A 17,977-nucleotide genomic window follows, 5' to 3' on the forward strand; every position below is an offset into this window, starting at 1 on the left:
GTGTTTGCTATTTATTGTTAATTTTTGTGGTAATTAGTTTAATTTGTAGTGCTTGAAGTTACAGGGAAGAAAAATGCCTCTATAAAGAAGCCCCGAAGGAACCATTACGGTAATCCTGCAATGCCTGCTTGAGTTCATGTTGTTCGTTCATTACAAAAGGACCGTAGTGAGCGATAGGTTCATGATGTGGTTCGCCGCTCAGCAGTAATGCTTGAGCACCCCCGGAAGTCGTCAGGAATAGCTCATTGCCAGGCGCAAACCTTGCCAGCTCTCCGGCTCGTACACGCTTGTCGCCACATTCAAGTTTTCCTTCGAACACATAAACCAGCAGGGTGGCGGTGGGCGTGGCGAGCGTCACATTGCCCTGAGGTGACAATGCAAGATGAGCGATACTCCCATTCCCGGCCAGCGCATCCAGAGGGCCCTGGATCAATGCGCCTTGAGTGGTTTGCCATGTTCCGCCAAGTGCGATCAAGGTGCCGTTGTCTACCGCCAGGCGCGGCATTTCCTCACTGCGCACATCACGATAAGTGGCAGGACTCAACTTGTCCTTGGCAGGAAGATTGAGCCAAAGCTGAAAAGCTCTGAGCCCTTGATGGTCGGTCAAGGGCATTTCCGAATGGATCATGCCCCGGCCGGTATGCATCCATTGAGCATCTCCGGCAAGGATGGTACTGGTGTGGCCTAGATGATCCTCGTGAGTCAGACCACCATGAATCACATAGGTGAGCGTCTGAATACCCCGGTGAGGATGGGCGGGAAAGCCACCGATATAGTCGTTGAGTTCGTCCGAGCCTAATTCATCGAGCATTAGAAAAGGGTCGAGCGCACCGCCGAAGGCGGAAATGCGCTTGATCTTGACGCCGTCACCATCCTGGCTGGGGCGTGCCTGAACAAGATGATCTATAACGCGCAGGGTGGACGATGCCATCTAGGTCTCCGATAAGTGTCGCTGAAACAATTCGCGGTCGGTTACGGCGTTCAGCTGTGATTTAATGGCATTCTAGTGAGATTTTTTCGAATATTAAGCGGATTCTTTCGCTGTTTTGCATCGAGGAAATCGAAATGTCCCGGGTAACACTTGCACAGTGGCAGATGTTGGCTGCGGTGGTTGACTATGGAGGCTTTGCACGTGCCGCCGAAGCCGTGCATAAAAGTCCCTCCACGTTGAACCATGCGGTTCATAAGCTTGAAGAGCAGTTGGGTGTGCAGGTACTGGAGCCCATCGGCCGCCAGGTGCGCTTGACGGAAGCCGGTGAGTTGCTTTTGCGCCGCGCACGCCAATTGATCGAAAGTGCCGCCTCGCTCGAAGATGTGGCAACGCGGTTGGCGGCGGGGCTCGAAGCGGAAGTGGTCGTGGCCATTGATCAGATATTTCCCGCCGCCGCGCAAGCCAAGGCGTTGGAGAGCTTTTCAGCGACTTATCCGCAGGTTCGCGTCCAGTTGCATGAAAGCGTGCTTAATGGCGGCATTGAAATGCTCTATGACGGCCGGGCCGATCTAGTGGTGACGGGCATCGAGGCGCAGGGATTTCTCGGTATACCCATGGTCGCGGTTCGTTTTGTGGCCGTGGCTCATCCAGACCATCCCCTGCACCGCTTGGGTCGAGCGCTGGACCTACGTGACTTGACTCAGCATCGCCAGCTGGTGGTGCGTGATTCCGCGTTGCGCGAGTCCGCCAGTGCCGGTTGGCTGAAAGCCGAACAGCGCTGGACGGTGAGCCACCTGGATACCTCCATGGACATGCTCAAGCGTGGCCTGGGATTTGCCTGGATGCCGGAAACACGTATTGGAGAGGCCTTGGCTTCCGGCCTGTTAAAACCCCTGCCCCTGGCCGCCGGCGGGATACGGGAAGTGCCTATGCAGTTGATCTTTCGCGATCGCGACAGAGCGGGTCCGGCGGCACATGCCATGGCCGAAGCACTGAGGCGGGCGGTGAGCGAGTGCCAGCATGATTCGACGTGATCGAATGAATGGGCGCAAAACCTCCACTTGAGCCGGGCACCCTTGAGCGTATGCTGAAAAGAGACGCAAACAAACCCTTTTCAGGAGAAGCACAATGGGACGCTTGGTTAATGGGGTGTGGCACGATCAGTGGTACGACACCAAAAAGCACGGTGGCGAGTTCGTGCGCGAATCGGCGCAACTGCGAGATTGGGTCAGCGCCGAAGCGCGTAGTGAAGAAAAGGGAGAAGGCGAGCGCGAGGTGCTCCCGGCCGAGGCGGGCCGCTATCACCTCTATGTTTCATTGGCCTGTCCCTGGGCGCATCGCACCTTGATCATGCGCCGCCTCAAGGGGCTCGAGCCGCTGATAGGCACGTCCCATGTCAGTCCTCTGATGTTGGAACATGGCTGGACTTACAACACCCGGGAGGGGGCTAGCGGTGATCCCATCAATCACGTGGAATATCATCACCAGCTGTATACCATGGCAGACCCTCATTATACCGGCCGAGTGACCGTGCCGGTATTATGGGACGAAAAGCGCAATGCCATCGTCAATAATGAATCCGCCGACCTGCTGCGTATCTTCAATGAGGCCTTCGACGATCTCACTGGCAATAACCTGGATTTTTACCCGCCCGATCTGCGTGAGACGATCGACGAAGTGAATGCCGATGTCTACGACCATATCAACAATGGGGTCTATAAATCCGGCTTTGCCACCGAGCAAGAAGTTTACGAAAAGCATGTCAAGGCGTTGTTTGAAGCGCTGGAGAGAATGGAAGCCCGTCTGAGCCGACAGCGTTACCTGGCCGGAGAGTGGTTTACCGAAGCGGACATTCGGCTCTTCACCACGCTCGTCCGTTTCGATGCGGTATATCACGGCCATTTCAAATGTAATCTGAAACGTATCGAAGATTTTCCGAACCTGTCGAATTACCTTCGCGAGCTATACCAGTGGCCGGGTGTGGCGGAAACCGTGGATATGGATCACATCAAGCGCCATTATTATTACAGCCATGACACTATCAATCCCACCCGGATCGTACCGGCCGGTCCGATACTGGCTCTGGAACGACCCCATGACCGCGAACGATTAGTCGGGCGAGGCGTGCGCAAGAAGAAGGTCGATTGAAAAGGTGGTCTGAAAAAAATAGATGGAATAAGGCAGATGAAATAAATAAAGCAGCGAACCTTGGTTCGCCGCCATGGGTTGGCTTGTTCAGTTGCTTCCTATGGCGTCGCGAGTGCGCTGCCAGGCACTTTCCACATCCTGGCGAGTTGACTGCCAGGCCTCTCTGGTGTTCTGTTTGGCCTGTTCCCACCAGTCGCGATCATAGGTCGGGAAGCTCTCCATTTCTTCGGGAGTCGCATCGATAAGTATCCGGTGCTCGGTATCGCCATCTCCCTCGGTACTCGTTTCCAGTTTGAAATACTCCGGCTCGATGACGATTTCACGCCCACCGAGCCCGAGAATGGCGTCGCTTTCCACCACTAATGCACTGATGCTCATGTCGTCATCGAACAGAATGTCGTCTACTTCACCGATTTCTTCATCCATGTTATTAGCAAAAAAGACATCCGCATCCAGAATGTCTTCCGCCGAATACAAGCCTTGGGGGTTCTGAGAGCCTTGTGGTTGGTCGTCATCGGATGCGTGCGTTCCCAATGCATAACCGCTGGCAATTGCCGCAACTGCCAAAGTGAGTGTTGTCTTGCGCATTTCATCTTTCCTTGTCAAGGTCTTGCGCCCATTTGTCGGCCTGCTTGTCGGCTTCCTCACGTGCCAAGCCGTATTTCTGTTGAAGCTTGCCTACCAGCTGTTCACGTTTGCCATTGATCTGGTCCAGGTCATCATCCGTCAACTCACCCCAACTGGAACGGGCCTTACCTTTGAGTTCCGTCCATTTTCCTTCTACTTGATCCCAGTTCATTGCATGCCTCCTTGGGCTGATGAGACGTCTTACGAATTAAACGTCTTGCGACTGTTTTTACTGTTTTCGATAGACTTTTTCAGGCTAGTTGAATTTTCAACAGACGCAAGCGTGATAATTTTCATTCTTCTTCAGGAGAAACAAGGAAAAAATTGGCCAGTCGCCAATGATAATGGTAGGATGCGCATTCCTCGCATGTGTTGACCCCTCCATCACGACGATACAAGCCTTTGCCTGCATGGCAAGCTTGCGCGAACATCAAGCCGTTTGCTGATGTTCATTGCTGTGAAGATGGCGCGCCTCCAGCATTTCACCACCCGGGTGAAATCGGCGCAGTAAGGTCGCCACAGTGCTCTGGTGAAATAGCCGGTTGGCTACCCAGAACAAATGCTAGGCGCGACCGGTGTCCCCGACTCAATTTGATGCCGCCCTCAAGAGGGCATTCGTATTATGCCGATTGGAATCCAATCGTTGACAGAGTCAGGGACGCTTTAGATGTTCTTTGCCGGTAAAAAAAACCGGTCTACCAAGGTGTGATTAATTAATGACCACGACTTCCGTTACCTCGCCAACTTTCGGCGAACTGTCCTTGTTGCCTGCCGTCCTGTCCGCTGTTGAAGCACAGGGCTATGAAACTCCGTCGCCGATTCAGGCGCAAACCATCCCTGCGCTGCTTGAAGGCCGCGATATGCTGGGCCAGGCCCAGACCGGTACCGGCAAAACCGCTGCTTTTGCATTGCCGTTGTTGTCGCGTCTCGACATTCAACGTCGTCAGCCCCAGGTGCTCGTACTGGCACCTACTCGCGAGCTGGCCCAGCAAGTTGCCGTGTCGTTCAGCAAGTACGGCCAGAACATGAAAGGCCTGGAAGTGGCGACACTATGTGGCGGCCAGGAATATCGCGAACAGCTGGGTGCGCTCAAGCGTGGCGCACAAGTCGTGGTCGGCACGCCGGGTCGAGTGATCGATCACCTGGATCGCGGTAGCCTCAAGCTCGACGGTCTCTCCGCTCTGGTGCTGGATGAAGCCGACGAAATGCTGCGCATGGGCTTTATCGACGACGTCAAACGTGTGGTTGCCGATACCCCCAAGGATGCCCAGCGGGTGTTCTTCTCGGCGACTCTGCCGGCTGAAATCGAGCGCATCGTCAACCGTTATCTGGTCGACCCGGTCAAGGTATCGATTGCCTCCGCCGTGGGTACCGCCGCAAGTATCGAACAGCGTCTGGTGCGCGTCGATGGCGGCGCCAAGCTAGAAGCGTTGGCCCGTATCCTCGAAGTCGAGCCCGTCGACGGTGCCATCGTCTTCGTGCGGACCCGTGCTGCCTGTACCACCCTGATGGAGCAGCTGTCCGCTCGCGGTCTGAGCGTGGCCAGTCTTTCGGGTGACCTGGATCAAAGCCTGCGTGAGCGTACCATTACTCGCCTGAAGCGTGGCAAGGTCGATATTCTGATCGCCACCGACGTGGCTGCGCGTGGTCTGGATGTATCGCGTCTTACCCACATCATCAACTATGACCTGCCCCAGGATAGCGAAGCCTATACGCACCGTATCGGCCGTACCGGCCGCGCCGGTCGCACCGGGGTGGCGATTACTTTCGTCGGTTTCCGCGAAGGCCGCAAAGTGGGCTGGATCGAACAAGCCACCGGCCAGAAACTGAGCGAAATGGCTGTCCCGGATGAAGCGGCTATCCGCGCTCACCGTGACGAGATTTTCCATCAGCGGGTTATCGCCTCCTTGACTAAAGGTGCCGATGAGCAGCGTGCGTTGATCGAACGTCTGGTGGAAGAAGGTCATGACCCGACCGAGCTGGCTTGCTCTTTCTCGGCCATGGCGCGTGCGGACGAAGCACCGATCGGTCGTCTGCAGGCACCACGCAAAGAGAAAGAGAAGGAGCGTGGCGCCACGCGTGATGCCAAGCCGCGTCGTGACCGCAATGCCGGGCCTAGCGAAGGCATGACCCGCTATCGCGTGTCCGTCGGCCATCAGGACGGCGTGAAACCCGGCCAGTTGGTAGGTGCGTTGGCCAACGAAGGCGGTATTGAAGGTGCGCGTATCGGTCGTATCGATATTCGTAATGCCTTCTCCGTGGTCGAACTGCCCAATGGCTTGCCACCCAGCATTCTGGTCAAGATGGCACGTGCCCGTGTGGCCGGTCGTCAGCTGGAAATCAGCGAAGATAACGGTGCTCCCGAGCGTGCACCGCGTCGTCGCCAAGAAGGTGATGCGCCGATTCGTCGCCGCGAACGCGCCTGATCCATGCCGGGCGTAAGCCCGGCAATTAAAAAGCCCCCGCACCGAAAATTTCGGTTGCGGGGGCTTTTGCGTTAGGGGAGTTCTTGGCATGAATGGGTGTCGGCGCCCATGCTCAGGAAACGGGCGTTACTCTCAACAGCGCAACGAACCGAGCAAGTAAGGCGGTGGCTTCCGGCGTGGCTCTTACCGCATCCATCAGCACTTGCGGATCTTCCCCTTGGTCACGCAAGGCGCTACGTTGGCGTTCCAGGTAAGCATGCATCACCGATACGGTGAACTCAGGGTGAAACTGTACGCTCCACTGGTGCGGGCCGTAACGCAGCGCTTGGTGGGGGTCATGCTTGTTTCCAGCGAGTATTCGAGCATTTTTAGGCGGCGTCAACACGGATTGAGCGTGGGTCAGGTGTGCGTAAAACAGCTGGGGTAATTCACCTAGCAGGGCGTCGTCTTGTGCCTCTTCACTGAGCATCACCTGACGAGTGCCTGATTCGCGTCCGGCCGGATGATAGTCGCTGATCCCGCCGAATGCCGATGCCATCAGTTGATGGCCGTAACATACCCCGAGCATGGGGATGTCGCGTTCAAGTGCCTCGACAAGCCAAGGCTTCAGCGCTTCGCTCCAAGGCTCTTCCGCACTGACCATACTATGCGAGCCGGTAATCACGAGCCCGGCGAGCGAAGAAAGCTCGGGAAGCGTGCTTTCGCGGGGGGCATCGAACACCTGAAGGGTCAAGCCGGGTGGCAGGGCGGTTTCCAGTTGACATTGGAATAATGCCTCGAAGTCGCCGTGAGCATCGATGACTTCGGGAAAGGCATCGCCGGCCTTGACGATCAAAAGGTGTGCCATGTAAGCGACTCCAGCGGGCAGGAAGGATGTCGACTGACTATTCGTGAAACGGAAAAATAGCCTGCCATGAGAATGCCCTGAATAGCAGAGCAACCAAGAGTGTCATCATGCAGGAGATCACGCGGGCAAACTAGCTTTCTGCGGACTCTGGGCCTTCATGCGCGTTTCTGGTGCAGGCAGCGGGTCAGAAGTGCAAATGGAGAAAGCTCGCCGTGCAGCCAGGGTCCGAGCAGGCGGGTCGAAAGCGGAATGAACAAAAACACCATCACCGGCGTCAAGCAGAGGGTGCCGACCAGCACCCGTGCGACCAGCGGCAGGCCGGTCAGCGCATTACCGAACAGGAACTGAAAGGCCAGCGAGACGGGGAAGAAGGCCAGCCAGATGGCGATAGCCTGCTTCCAGCGAGGCGGTGTGCTGCCGGTGCCGGCATCTTGGAACCAGTGTTCGAGGCCGGTGGCGCGGTGTTCCTGGGGTGTATCGAACAGACCCTGTCCTCTGGAAAGCCAGGCACGGCGAGAGGCGGAGTGCTCCCAGGCGGCAAGCATCTCGGCGTCACGAAAGCGGAAGATGATCTGGTATTCGTCGTCGCCGGGCGGCGGCGCCAGCACCCCGGAACCCAGGTAACCGGGAAAGTCGGCGGCAAGCGCCCGGCCTTCTTCGAGCCATTCGATGAAGTCGCGATAGCGCCCGCGGGCCACGCGGCGCGCCACCATCAGGGTGACGGGATCGGTAGACATCCTGTATCTCCTTGTGCGCGGCGCCCGGATAGAACGCCAATATCACTCGGGCCGGGTAGGCCTTCATGATCTATTCAAGCAATAAGTATACCAGATGAGCCTGTCTTTATAGTGAAACCAGCTTTTTTTCTGCTCAAGGGCAGTTGTTCGGCCTGGTTTCCTGGTCACGTTAAAGGCTCCTGGTCTAGCCTGAGAGGAGACTACCAAGGAGAACTGCGATGATTTCGCAACCGTTGCATGACTGGAACCTGGACCCGAAGGCGGCTATCGCTCTGCAGCGGCGCCTGGCCTCGTACCTGGAGCTGGAAGATCGCCTGGAGCCGGTGCGCCATCTTGCCGGAGTGGATATCGGCTTCGAGGCAGGTGGCGAGGTCACCCGGGCAGCCGTGGTGGTGCTCGAGTGGCCATTTCTTGGTGTGGTGGAAGAGGTGGTGCACCGCGAGCCGACCCGCATGCCCTACATTCCGGGGCTGCTTTCCTTTCGCGAGCTGCCCGCGGCCCTTGCCGCCTTCGGAAAACTCAGTATCCGGCCGGAGCTTGTCATGGTCGATGGCCAGGGCATCGCCCATCCGCGGCGTCTGGGTGTGGCCAGCCATCTGGGCCTGTGGCTCGACCTGCCCAGCATCGGTGTAGCCAAGTCGCGGCTTTGCGGTCACCACGGCGAGCCGGGGCCCGAGCGCGGCGATTGGGTGCCGCTTCTCGACGGCCGGGGAGAGCGGCAGGAAACCATCGGCGTGGTACTGCGCTCGCGCCGGGGCGTTAAACCGATCTTTGTCTCGCCGGGCCATCGCATCAGCCTTCCCACTGCGCTTGACTGGGTAGTCCAGTGCCTGGGGCGCACCAAGCTGCCCGAGCCTACGCGGCTTGCCGATCGTCTGGCATCGCGGCGCATCGCTTCACATCACAGCTAGTGACGTGCTAGTCGTGCTGCACCTGCTGGGCGGCCTTGACCAGGGCGCGAATCAGGCGTTGCTGGGGGCGGTTGAAAATCAGCCATTCGGGGTGCCACTGCACGCCGATCAGAAAGTCATGCTTGGTTGACTCTATTCCCTGGACCAGGCCGTTGCGGTCTCGGGCGACGATCCTGATGCCGGGACCAGTCTTCTGCACCGCCTGATGATGAAGGCTGTTGATGCGGCACCAGCTGACTCGCAGAATGCGATAAAGCTGACTGTCGCCGACGATGTCCACCGTCTTGCGCGGCAGCACGGTACGCCGTTGCTTGAGTCCTTCATGGGTGGTGTAGATATCCGGGTCCAGGGTGCCGCCCAGGTGGACGTTTATCAGCTGGGCACCGCGGCAGATTCCGAGCACCGGTGTGCCCTTGGGAATGAAGGTTTCGAGCAGTTGCAGCTCGAGCTTGTCGCGCTGGGGATCGACCCGCACGTCCAATTGCACTTCGCCGCCGTAGAGGTGTGCCTCGATATCGTCGCCACCCCCGATGATCAGCCCATCCAGAGTATCCGGCCGGGCACGTGAAGGTGATAAGCGCAGTGGGCGACCGCCATGACGCCAGACGGCGAACCAGTCAAACCACCAGGCAAGGCGACTCTTGGCATCCGAGGTGGTGATGCCGATCAAGGGGCGTGACATAGGCGTATTACCCCTCTTTAAGCCAGTGACGGACTTTTTCCAGCCAGCGTATCACCGGTGAGCGGGCATGATCGGCCACGTATTCATGGCAACGCGCCATGAGCACGTCGCGCTGTGCAGCAAGTTTCTCGACTTCGACCCAGCGATTCCATTCCACGACCGCACCCCAGCCGGGTTGCGAAAGCTGGGCATTGGGCAGGCGGTAATGAAAGGTGGGGCGCGGTTTAACCAATTTATTATGCATCAATTCGTGAGGGTGCTCCGGGCGTAGATAGGCAAACAAGGGGAACATGTCCAGTTCGCGATTGCGGGTGGGATTATAGGCGATGTAATCCTCGATCAGGGTGTCGAGATCCGGTGCATAATTGCTATTCAATACTTTCAGCGCGTATTCCTTGGGAAAGGGGTTGGCGTGAGGGAGCACTTCTCGGGTGATATCGACTTTGATTTCTTCACGTAACCAGACCGCCATCAGTAAATAGGCGCGTAGCTGGGCCAGGATATCCTCCACCTCCAGGCTGGCCACCTCCGGGTTCAAATGCAGGCCGAATCCATAGAGTAGGCTGGCATCCGTGCCCTTGGCGCCGTGTTCACGCAAGGCGTCGAATAAGCTGTCGAGCTCCTCCAGTTCGTTCCAGGGAACCGGTGGGCAGACGATTTCCGTGGGCACCAGACCCGAGACCATGTCGCCGATCAGCTCGCGGGTCTTTTGGTGAAACTCGATTCGCATCTGGTGACGCTGACGTTCCCACTCGCTATCCTGATGGGGGCTTTCTTCAAGCACCGCCGCGTCCGGGTGCGCGTACTGGGTGTCGAGTTCGATACCGAACTTGCCCCAGCGCGTACCTTCCACGTTAAGGCGGTGAGGGCTGATGACGTTGAGCTCGCCACCAAACAGGTCACGTATAATTAATGCGGTGTCCCGGGGCGGCAAACCGGCAAATTCAATTTCCACCCCGATATGTCGTGGCTGGCCTTCAAAATTGTCCCGTTCGGGTGGTGCTTGCAACGTCATCTCTTCATCCTGTGAGGTGAACGAATATTGCCTTAAGCCTATCATACCCCCGGTTGGTCTTAGCCACAGGCCGCCACCTTTGCCAGCCAGGAGAAGCAGGTGCGACAGCACAAGGTAATGCAGCAGCCAAGAAAGACGATGTTATTCAAGATGATGGTATTGAGCACGGGGTTAATCAAGACGGGGCTGAAGGCAGCAGTAGCCAAGATAATGCTAGGGCTGTTTATCGCCGTTACGGCACTGATGATGGCGCCGGTGCAGGCGCAGACATTGAGCCTGCCGGGGATGAGTGGAAGCGAGGAAAGCCCGCAAGCGGATAGCGAATCATTTCAACGCTCGCTGGATAACATCATCACCACATTGGAAGATAGTGAGCGTCGCAATGAGCTGCTTGAGTCATTGCGTGACTTGCAGGTGGCACATGAAGCCGGCGAGGAAACCGGCGCGCGCCAAGGGCTTCTGGGGGCGCTGGCGGACACCTTGACTGACCTGGGTGAACAAGCAGAGGCTGGCACTTCACCTCTTAACGAATGGTCGCGCCAGCTCTCCCAAGGGGCGGACGACCTGCGTAACCTAATGGAAAGCGCCGATGTCAGCGAAGCCATTCGTGTCGGCGTCAACGGGGCGATTCTGGGGCTGGTCTGGGTTGGCTCGCTAGTGGTACTGATTGCTCTTGGGCGCTTGGTGGCCAAGCGTCGGCATTGGCCGCTGGACCTGCCGCGTGACCCGCCGGCCTGGCTGCTGGCGGTGCATTTTCTGCGGCGCATGCTGCCGTGGGCGCTAGCCTTCGTTTTGGTGCTGGGCGTATCCCAGTTGTTGGCTTATAGCGCAGGGCGTGTGCTGGTGCTGGTATTGGCTTATGTGTGCCTGTTCGGGCGGGTGTTGTCGGTGGTGTTTGAAACCGTCATTGCGGTGTTCAGTCGTGGGCACCGGTTTACCGCCGTGCAGCTTCTACAGCGACGTGCGTTGCGTTGGTTATTCGTCATCGGTGCCTTGATTGCGCTGGGCGATGCGGTCAATTCCAGTCGCCTTGTCGACATGCTGGGAGAAGAGCTTTCAAGCCTGGTATCGGTCTTGGCGAACATGCTGGCGGCACTGATCAGTGCGCGCTTTATCCTCAAGTTCAAACGCCCGATTCGCCATTTGATCTGTAACCGTTCTTACCCTCAGCGGCGTGATGCGAGCACTGCGGTTGAATTGGTACGGGTGCTGGGTGCGCTCTGGCATGTGCCGGCATTGCTGGTGGTCGGCGGTTCATTGCTGGCAATTTTCATTACCGTGGGAGGGGTAGGTACGGCGCTGGCACGCTCGATCATATCGGCTGGTTTGCTGGTGCTGACGCTGGTGGTCACAGGGCTTCTACGCCGCCATGCCGAGCGTATGGGCAAACGACGCCATCATCATCGGCGTAGCCAGTATCGTAAACGACTGGAGCGCTTCGGTTATGTGCTGGCGCATATCTGCGCCTGGGGTATCTTTGCCGAACTTTCCGTCCAGGTATGGGGGGGGTCCTTGTGGGGCTGGGGGCAGCAAGGCATGGCCAGTGCGCGTATCGGCCAGGCGCTCGCCAGCCTGGGGCTTACGCTACTGCTGGCCTGGTTGATCTGGATTTTTGCCGATACCGCGATTCAGCGGGCCTTGACCTCATCGGCGCGCTCGCGGGGGCGGCGTGTCAACCAGGCACGAGCCCAAACGATCACGCCGATGATTCGCAATGTGATCTTTGTCACCATTTTGATCATTACGTCCATTGTGGTGCTGGCGAACCTGGGGGTGAATGTGACGCCGCTGTTGGCCGGTGCCGGTGTCATCGGTCTGGCGCTGGGTTTTGGTGCCCAGACCCTGGTGCAGGATTTGATCACCGGTATCTTCATTCTGATCGAAGACTCGCTGGCGGTGGATGATTTCGTGCAGATCAACGGCCACATGGGAACGGTGGAAGGCCTGACGCTGCGTACCGTGCGGCTTCGCGACCTGGACGGGGTGGTGCATATCATTACCTTCAGTCGGATCGAATCGATCCACAATATGTCGCGTCAGTTCGGCATCGCCTTGATGCGGATTCGTGTGCCGCACGCCATGCGGATCGACGATGCCATGCATCTGATGCAGGAAACAGCGATGGAACTGCGCAAGGACCCCATGATGCGCCACCATATCTGGTCACCGCTGGAACCCCAGGGGATCGATCGTTTTGATGAAGGTGGGGCTATCTTGCGGATGCGCTTTCGTACCGCGCCGGAAATGCAATGGGACGTGGCACGCGCCTTCAACCTGTTGCTCAAGCAGCGTATGGAAGAGCAGGGACTGGATATGGCGATGCCGCGCATGAGCATCAGCATGGAAGGCAAGACCGGTGAGTTGGAAGACAAGACCGGTAACTCATTGGAGCCCGAAACCGAGCATGATTCTCGGCGGGCTCACCCCGCTGCGCCCCAGGAGGCACCTCGCCCGACGGAGGAAGAATACGCCAAAGGCGAGAAATACAAGCAAGCGGCGTTACGGCGTTCCCAGGCTCATGCACAGGGCGAACCCGGCAGCCAGGCCTATGCTTCCAGCGGTGGCGAGCAGGGCGACCAATAACCAGGGACCACGAAAGCGGCGCCAGCGGTTGTACAGCAATATCGCGTGGCTAACGCGGTCAACCAGCTCGTCGTGGCGGGATATGGCGTGGTCCGGCGGCAATGAGAAATCATTGGCCACGTCGCCCTGCCAGTGAGCGCCATGAGTCAGCCCCAGGCGTGCCCGCAGGCGTCCGATGTCGCTTAATGTTGCGTGCAGGTCGTCATATTTTTCCCGCCGGTCGGGTACCGTGAGTACCGTCTGGGCGTCCTGTCTCAGCGCGCTGTTCTGACATTGGGTCAAGGCAGTGCCAATGGCGTTGTCGTCAGCGCCGGGAGTCAGGGAGAGCCGTTGGTATAAATCGCGCATGGCAAGCAATGTCTCGGTCAATAGGTCTGCATCAGATAATCATAGGCCTTTTTGATGCGTTGAAAACGGACGGAGGCCTGGGCGGCTAGTTGTTCGCTTTCGGAAAAGAAACGGTCTGGGTGATGAAGCTGCGCCATGCGCCGATAAGCTCGCCGAACTTCATGGCGGCTAGCGCCAGGAGGCAAACCTAGAATTTCCAAGGCGCGTGACGTTCGGTCTTGGGGCGGCTGATAGGCGGATTCACGGCGCTGCTCTTGTTTGTGGTGTTGCTGTTGTTTTTGGCGTTGCTGCTGTTGACGACGCTGTTGCTCTGACTGGCGATGTCGCTCTCGTTCCTGTTCGCGCTCTTGCTGGCGACGCTGCTTCTCGTCATGTTTTTGTTGCTGGCTGTCACGCTTATGTTGTGCGTCGTCGCGCTTGCGCCTGGCGCGCTCTTCACGGCTTTGCTCCTGCTGTTGGCGCTTCTGCTCGGCTTCCTGTGCCTGAGCGTTTTCTCGCTGGGCAGCTTGTTCCTGGCGCTGATGGTAATAAGGATCATGCACCTGCCAATAGGCATCGCTACTGAGGTCTTGGGGAGCGGCGAGCGGTTTGCCGGTCAGTTCATGAAACAAGCTGTGCAAGGTGGCCGGAGTAATGGTGAGAAGGTCGGCCAGAAAACGCAGGATATAGTGGTTGTGCTGCGATACCTCGCCGTCGTCCGTTGCCAGGGTAATTGCCTGGTGCATCACGCTCAGGCTGCGTTCGCTACTGCAATCCTTGCGCATGATTTCCGCAGCCAGTTGAATGGCCTGGAGATCCTGGGCGTGGGCAATTCCCATCACCGGCCCCAGTTCATGCCCATGACGAAATTGAGCGGACACCTGTGCCAGACGGCGGCGGCGTTGCCCTTCGGAAACATGCTCACGCTTGACCAGAACCCAGGCGAGTAGCAACAGCACTGCGGTATCCACCTGATTGCGGCTTTTCAACAGGACGAGCTCGAAAGATGAAAAGCGGGCAATGGACATTCCCAGGCTCCAGCGGGCGTAAATGAACTTAGTGGGCAATGAACGCCCCGAACCGGCACGACAAACTCGATACCTGTTCATATGGTATATCATCAAGACATTCAGTGAAGCAGGAGTTTACTCGGGTGATCAGCGTAGAACGCAAGAACGGCTTTCAGTTGCGCCTGTCTCGTACGCTTCAGGAGGAAACTTCTCACCATCTGGATGTGTATCTGTTCGTTCCCAGCGAACTGGGACTGAGTACGCAAGTCATCTCCGAAGACGTGCTCTACCACAGTGGTGTGCATGTCACGCGCACATATTACAGCGATGAACATCACCTGCCGTTGGTATATAGCCGGCTGTCCAGCCGCAATCGTCTGGGTACGGAACATTACCGGCTTAACTTGAGCCTGTATGCCTATCAATACGTCGTGGCCATGGAGCGCAGCACCCAGGCGATGCTGGAAAACGTGCGGATTCTGCGCAAGGCGTGGCGCGATGAAGAGCTGGAAAAGAGCGACCCGACACAGCAGCGACTTGGCTCGGAACTGGAAGATCAATTGACCGAGGTCAGCGAACTGAGTGAAGGCATTCTCAAGCGCCTGAGGCGTAACCGGCCCAAGGATGCCGCGCTGCACAAGTACTTTGCCAATATCGACAACTATCTGTCCTGGTTTACCGAACAACAACTGCTGGCACTGGTGGCGCATTTACCGAGAGGAGGTGAATTTTCCGAGGTTCGTCGGCATTTCGTTGAGCTGTGCCGATATGAAAGTGACTACCGCCAGCAGCATCACTACAACGCCGAACGCGTCAACCGGGATCCGACGCGCATGTCCAACAAGATGCGTCTGTTGCGCCGCCTGATTGAATATCCGATCACCCTGAAACAGCGTACCCAGGAGCTCGGAGGGGGAGAGCAAAGAGCGGTCAAGGGCTTGGCCACGGCGGTGGTGATGGTTTTTGTCTCGCTGGGGCTTTTATACCTGCGCAACTACATGGGCGACGTGACAGCTTTGCTGGTGCTGGCCATTGCGTTGCTGTATGCCGTGCGGGAAGTCTTTAAGGATGATTTACGCAATACCTTGTGGCGCATGCTGCGCAAGGGGCGTCCCAAGTGGCGGCGCCACTATTTCGATGCCACCCACAATGTATTGGTCGGGCGCCAGTTGGAATGGTTCGATTACACGCGCTTTGCCTCGCTCGACGAGGATATTCAACGCGTGCGCAAGCGCAAGGTGGCACAACGAGAAGAGGTCATCGTTCACTACCGCTCCAGCTCACGGATGTCGCCGACCCGCTTTCTCAGCGGTTATCAGCATACCCGTGAAACCTTGTCGCTGGATATCGGCATGCTGACACGCCTGATGGGCAAGGAAAAGCATTACATCTATCGGCTCAAGGATGGACAGGCAGTACGCGAAAGCGTCGAACGTCGCCATCTGTTCAATCTGGTGGTGAAGGAAAGCGGCAACGGTTCGTCACCGTTGTTGGCGCGTTGGAAGGTGGTGGTAAGCCGTTCGGGTATTGTGGTGGTGGAGAAGGTCCATGAAGAAGGCGGTGATGCTTACTGAGCTGTATCAAGTAAGTCATTGTCCCAAGGCGCTAGAGTGGAAGATCGCGGCATGTCGCATTCCAAACTAGAATTACAAGTGAGTGTTCTCGACACGCCAAGGGACCCCTTCATACTACCGAAAGCCAATGCAAGCCAGGAACGAGGTAATACCATGCAAGCAAACGATGTCATGACCCAGAATGTGATCACGGTAGAACCGGATACCCAAGTACGCGAAATCGCCCGGCTGTTGATGGAAAACCGAATCAGTGCAGTGCCGGTGGTCGATGCCGGAGGCAAGGTGCTGGGCATCGTCAGTGAAGGGGACTTGATGCGTCGGGTGGAAAACGGCACCGATCAACGCAAATCCTGGTGGCTGAAGTCAATTTTTACCGGGGCCAACGACGCCGGTTCCTACGTCAAGTCTCATGGGCGCAAGGCGAGTGAGATCATGACCCCGAAACCATGGACCATCGAGGAAAGCATGCCGCTGGAAGATGTGGCCCGGTTGCTCGAAAAACATCACATCAAGCGTGTACCGGTGGTACGTAACGACAAGCTGGTGGGAATCGTGAGTCGTGCCAATCTATTGCAGGGCCTGGCGTTGACCAGCACCCAGCCTTCCCAGGCGCCGGCGGACGATCGCGCCATCCGTGACGCCATCATGAAGGAGATAGAAGACAATGCAGGGGTGCGCATCGGTGGCATCAATGTTCTGGTGGAAAACGGCAACGTTGAGCTCTGGGGATTGGTTGATGCCCCGGAGCAGCGTACTGCGGCACAGGTAGCCGCCGAAAACACCGATGGAGTGAACAAAGTGGAAAATAACCTAGGCTTGGCCCCTAGAGGGGTCGGCGGTTATTGAACCACTGTTTTTAAGCCACCCAAGGCCGCTGGGCGAATGCCCAGCGGTATATCCCAACGATTCTTGTCTTGCAGGCCGTTTGCGGAATCAGACCGTGGTGGCTTTAACGATGGCGGTTTCCAGAGTTTCCACGCTGCGTTGGGTATGGTGCAGCTTTTCCAGGCCGAACAAGCCGATACGAAAGGTCTGAAACCCCTCGCCTTCATCGCACATCAGCGGAACGCCGCCGGCCACCTGTACCCCTGCCTGAGCCAGCTTGGCCACCATGGTCGAATCTTCGCTATAACAGACCACCACCCCAGGCGCTTCGAAGCCGGGCGCGGCGACGCTCTTGAAGCCGCGACGTTCCAGCATGGCGCGGGTGTCGCGGCCCAAACGCTGTTGTTCGAGCTTGACCTTGTCGAAACCGTAGTCGCGGGTTTCGAACATGATGTCGCGGAGGCGGCTCAGGCTGTCGGTGGGCATGGTGGCGTGGTAAGCATGACCACCGCTCTCATAGGCCCGCATGATGCTGTGCCACTTGCCTAGATCGCAGGCGAAACTGGTGCTGGTGGTTTCAGCCAGCCGAGCCGTGGCGCGCTCGGAAAGCATGACCATGGCGCAACAGGGTGGGCCGCTCCAGCCCTTCTGCGGTGCGCTGACCACCACATCGATACCCAATGCCTGCATGTCGACCCAAAGCGTACCGGCGGCGATGGCATCCAGCACGAACAAGCCTCCAACCTCATGCGTCGCCTGAGTGAGCTGCTGAATGTAATCGTCCGCCAACAGCAGACCGGCCGAGGTCTCTACCTGGGGGGCGAAAACCACCGCAGGCTTTTCGGCACGAATCTGCTCCACGGCCTCTTCGATCGGTACCGGCGCAAAGGGAGAGTGCGGGTCGTCAGCGTCCAGGCGCCGAGCCTTGAGAACTGCCTGCTGGTGGGTGATGCGTCCCATGTCGAGGATTTGCGTCCAGCGATAGCTGAACCAGCCGTTGCGAATCACCAGGGTCTTCTGGTCGGTAGCGAACTGGCGGGCCACCGCTTCCATGCCGAAGGTGCCACTGCCGGGCACGATGACGGCTGCATGGGCGTGGTAGACCTCTTTCAAGGTGGCGGATATATCCCGCATCACCCCTTGAAACCGCTGAGACATATGGTTCAAGGAGCGGTCGGTGTAAACCACGGAATATTCCAGCAACCCATTCGGGTCGACATCGGGTAGCAGGCCAGCCATGCAATTCTCCTGTGCGACAACCCGCGCCATTCAGAGCGAGGGTATGGTGAATACGAGTAACGACAGCTCAGAGCATAAGTGGGTTTGCTCCGCCA

17 protein-coding genes are annotated in these 17,977 nt (G+C 57.7%); 7 read left to right on the forward strand and 10 right to left on the reverse strand.

Annotation, left to right across the window (positions count from 1 at the left end; all coding sequences use genetic code 11):
- Positions 1 to 79 precede the first annotated feature (79 nt).
- Complete coding sequence (locus DU506_RS05055) at positions 80 to 931, reverse strand: pirin family protein (RefSeq protein WP_114485851.1); 852 nt, start codon at positions 929 to 931, stop codon at positions 80 to 82.
- Positions 932 to 1,065: 134 nt separating this feature from the next.
- On the opposite strand from DU506_RS05055, the gene DU506_RS05060 reads away from it, so the two are divergent.
- Both DU506_RS05060 and DU506_RS05065 read left to right on the forward strand, forming a co-directional pair.
- A complete protein-coding gene (locus DU506_RS05060; RefSeq protein WP_114485852.1) occupies positions 1,066 to 1,965 on the forward strand; it encodes a LysR family transcriptional regulator in 900 nt (299 codons plus the stop codon).
- A 94-nt stretch (positions 1,966 to 2,059) separates the two neighbouring features.
- Complete coding sequence (locus DU506_RS05065) at positions 2,060 to 3,079, forward strand: glutathione S-transferase family protein (RefSeq protein ID WP_114485853.1); 1,020 nt, start codon at positions 2,060 to 2,062, stop codon at positions 3,077 to 3,079.
- An 87-nt stretch (positions 3,080 to 3,166) separates the two neighbouring features.
- On the opposite strand, the gene DU506_RS05070 is transcribed toward DU506_RS05065, so the two are convergent.
- Positions 3,167 to 3,667, reverse strand: coding sequence for a PRC-barrel domain-containing protein (locus tag DU506_RS05070; RefSeq protein ID WP_114485854.1), 501 nt, complete (start codon positions 3,665 to 3,667; stop codon positions 3,167 to 3,169).
- Position 3,668: 1 nt separating this feature from the next.
- Entirely contained in the window at positions 3,669 to 3,878 is a 210-nt protein-coding gene (locus DU506_RS05075; RefSeq protein ID WP_114485855.1) for a CsbD family protein, read from the reverse strand.
- Positions 3,879 to 4,422: 544 nt separating this feature from the next.
- Here DU506_RS05075 and DU506_RS05080 point away from each other — a divergent pair.
- Positions 4,423 to 6,132 (forward strand): DEAD/DEAH box helicase, encoded by a 1,710-nt coding sequence (locus tag DU506_RS05080; RefSeq protein ID WP_114485856.1) that lies wholly within the window; start codon positions 4,423 to 4,425, stop codon positions 6,130 to 6,132.
- Between the two features lie 112 nt (positions 6,133 to 6,244).
- On the opposite strand, the gene DU506_RS05085 is transcribed toward DU506_RS05080, so the two are convergent.
- On the reverse strand, positions 6,245 to 6,979 hold the full coding sequence (locus DU506_RS05085) for a glutamine amidotransferase (RefSeq protein WP_114485857.1): 735 nt from the start codon (positions 6,977 to 6,979) through the stop codon (positions 6,245 to 6,247).
- 155 nt (positions 6,980 to 7,134) lie between these two features.
- Positions 7,135 to 7,716, reverse strand: a complete 582-nt coding sequence (locus DU506_RS05090) for an antibiotic biosynthesis monooxygenase (protein ID WP_114485858.1) — start codon at positions 7,714 to 7,716, stop codon at positions 7,135 to 7,137.
- A 221-nt stretch (positions 7,717 to 7,937) separates the two neighbouring features.
- Between DU506_RS05090 and nfi the strand changes: the two genes are divergently transcribed.
- Positions 7,938 to 8,627, forward strand: a complete 690-nt coding sequence (nfi, locus tag DU506_RS05095) for a deoxyribonuclease V (protein ID WP_114485909.1) — start codon at positions 7,938 to 7,940, stop codon at positions 8,625 to 8,627.
- A 7-nt stretch (positions 8,628 to 8,634) separates the two neighbouring features.
- Here nfi and DU506_RS05100 read toward each other — a convergent pair whose 3' ends face one another.
- Both DU506_RS05100 and DU506_RS05105 read right to left on the reverse strand, forming a co-directional pair.
- Entirely contained in the window at positions 8,635 to 9,309 is a 675-nt protein-coding gene (locus DU506_RS05100; protein ID WP_114485859.1) for a gamma-glutamyl-gamma-aminobutyrate hydrolase family protein, read from the reverse strand.
- A 7-nt stretch (positions 9,310 to 9,316) separates the two neighbouring features.
- Positions 9,317 to 10,324 (reverse strand): amidoligase family protein, encoded by a 1,008-nt coding sequence (locus DU506_RS05105; protein WP_114485860.1) that lies wholly within the window; start codon positions 10,322 to 10,324, stop codon positions 9,317 to 9,319.
- A 210-nt stretch (positions 10,325 to 10,534) separates the two neighbouring features.
- Here DU506_RS05105 and DU506_RS05110 point away from each other — a divergent pair, with 210 nt between their 5' ends.
- Positions 10,535 to 12,907, forward strand: a complete 2,373-nt coding sequence (locus tag DU506_RS05110) for a mechanosensitive ion channel domain-containing protein (RefSeq protein WP_114485910.1) — start codon at positions 10,535 to 10,537, stop codon at positions 12,905 to 12,907.
- On the opposite strand, the gene DU506_RS05115 is transcribed toward DU506_RS05110, so the two are convergent.
- Both DU506_RS05115 and DU506_RS05120 read right to left on the reverse strand, forming a co-directional pair.
- Positions 12,824 to 13,276 carry a hypothetical protein gene (locus DU506_RS05115; protein ID WP_235825448.1) on the reverse strand — a complete coding sequence of 151 codons (453 nt, stop codon included), beginning with the start codon at positions 13,274 to 13,276 and terminating at the stop codon, positions 12,824 to 12,826. The genes DU506_RS05110 and DU506_RS05115 overlap by 84 nt on opposite strands.
- On the reverse strand, positions 13,273 to 14,262 hold the full coding sequence (locus tag DU506_RS05120) for a J domain-containing protein (protein WP_114485861.1): 990 nt from the start codon (positions 14,260 to 14,262) through the stop codon (positions 13,273 to 13,275). Before DU506_RS05120 ends, DU506_RS05115 begins: the two co-directional genes overlap by 4 nt.
- A gap of 125 nt (positions 14,263 to 14,387) precedes the next feature.
- On the opposite strand from DU506_RS05120, the gene DU506_RS05125 reads away from it, so the two are divergent.
- Together DU506_RS05125 and DU506_RS05130 are read left to right on the forward strand one after the other, a co-directional pair.
- On the forward strand, positions 14,388 to 15,818 hold the full coding sequence (locus tag DU506_RS05125; protein ID WP_114485862.1) for a hypothetical protein: 1,431 nt from the start codon (positions 14,388 to 14,390) through the stop codon (positions 15,816 to 15,818).
- A 153-nt stretch (positions 15,819 to 15,971) separates the two neighbouring features.
- The gene (locus DU506_RS05130) at positions 15,972 to 16,664 is read left to right on the forward strand and encodes a CBS domain-containing protein (protein WP_114485863.1); all 693 of its coding nucleotides are present in this window, start codon (positions 15,972 to 15,974) and stop codon (positions 16,662 to 16,664) included.
- Positions 16,665 to 16,751: 87 nt separating this feature from the next.
- Here the strand turns inward: DU506_RS05130 and DU506_RS05135 are convergent, their stop codons facing one another.
- The gene (locus DU506_RS05135) at positions 16,752 to 17,882 is read right to left on the reverse strand and encodes an aminotransferase class V-fold PLP-dependent enzyme (protein WP_114485864.1); all 1,131 of its coding nucleotides are present in this window, start codon (positions 17,880 to 17,882) and stop codon (positions 16,752 to 16,754) included.
- Between the last annotated feature and the right edge of the window lie 95 nt (positions 17,883 to 17,977).

It is taken from the genome of Vreelandella rituensis, from assembly GCF_003336665.1.
GTDB lineage: Bacteria > Pseudomonadota > Gammaproteobacteria > Pseudomonadales > Halomonadaceae > Vreelandella > Vreelandella rituensis.

Bases quoted from the DNA above. Each gene is read 5' to 3' on its own strand.
- DU506_RS05055 (WP_114485851.1), bottom strand. From the start codon at position 931: ATGGCATCGTCCACCCTGCGCGTTATAGATCATCTTGTTCAGGCACGC.
- DU506_RS05060 (WP_114485852.1), top strand. From the start codon at position 1,066: ATGTCCCGGGTAACACTTGCACAGTGGCAGATGTTGGCTGCGGTGGTT.
- DU506_RS05065 (WP_114485853.1), top strand. From the start codon at position 2,060: ATGGGACGCTTGGTTAATGGGGTGTGGCACGATCAGTGGTACGACACC.
- DU506_RS05070 (WP_114485854.1), bottom strand. From the start codon at position 3,667: ATGCGCAAGACAACACTCACTTTGGCAGTTGCGGCAATTGCCAGCGGT.
- DU506_RS05075 (WP_114485855.1), bottom strand. From the start codon at position 3,878: ATGAACTGGGATCAAGTAGAAGGAAAATGGACGGAACTCAAAGGTAAG.
- DU506_RS05080 (WP_114485856.1), top strand. From the start codon at position 4,423: ATGACCACGACTTCCGTTACCTCGCCAACTTTCGGCGAACTGTCCTTG.
- DU506_RS05085 (WP_114485857.1), bottom strand. From the start codon at position 6,979: ATGGCACACCTTTTGATCGTCAAGGCCGGCGATGCCTTTCCCGAAGTC.
- DU506_RS05090 (WP_114485858.1), bottom strand. From the start codon at position 7,716: ATGTCTACCGATCCCGTCACCCTGATGGTGGCGCGCCGCGTGGCCCGC.
- DU506_RS05100 (WP_114485859.1), bottom strand. From the start codon at position 9,309: ATGTCACGCCCCTTGATCGGCATCACCACCTCGGATGCCAAGAGTCGC.
- DU506_RS05105 (WP_114485860.1), bottom strand. From the start codon at position 10,324: ATGACGTTGCAAGCACCACCCGAACGGGACAATTTTGAAGGCCAGCCA.
- DU506_RS05110 (WP_114485910.1), top strand. From the start codon at position 10,535: ATGCTAGGGCTGTTTATCGCCGTTACGGCACTGATGATGGCGCCGGTG.
- DU506_RS05120 (WP_114485861.1), bottom strand. From the start codon at position 14,262: ATGTCCATTGCCCGCTTTTCATCTTTCGAGCTCGTCCTGTTGAAAAGC.
- DU506_RS05130 (WP_114485863.1), top strand. From the start codon at position 15,972: ATGCAAGCAAACGATGTCATGACCCAGAATGTGATCACGGTAGAACCG.
- DU506_RS05135 (WP_114485864.1), bottom strand. From the start codon at position 17,882: ATGGCTGGCCTGCTACCCGATGTCGACCCGAATGGGTTGCTGGAATAT.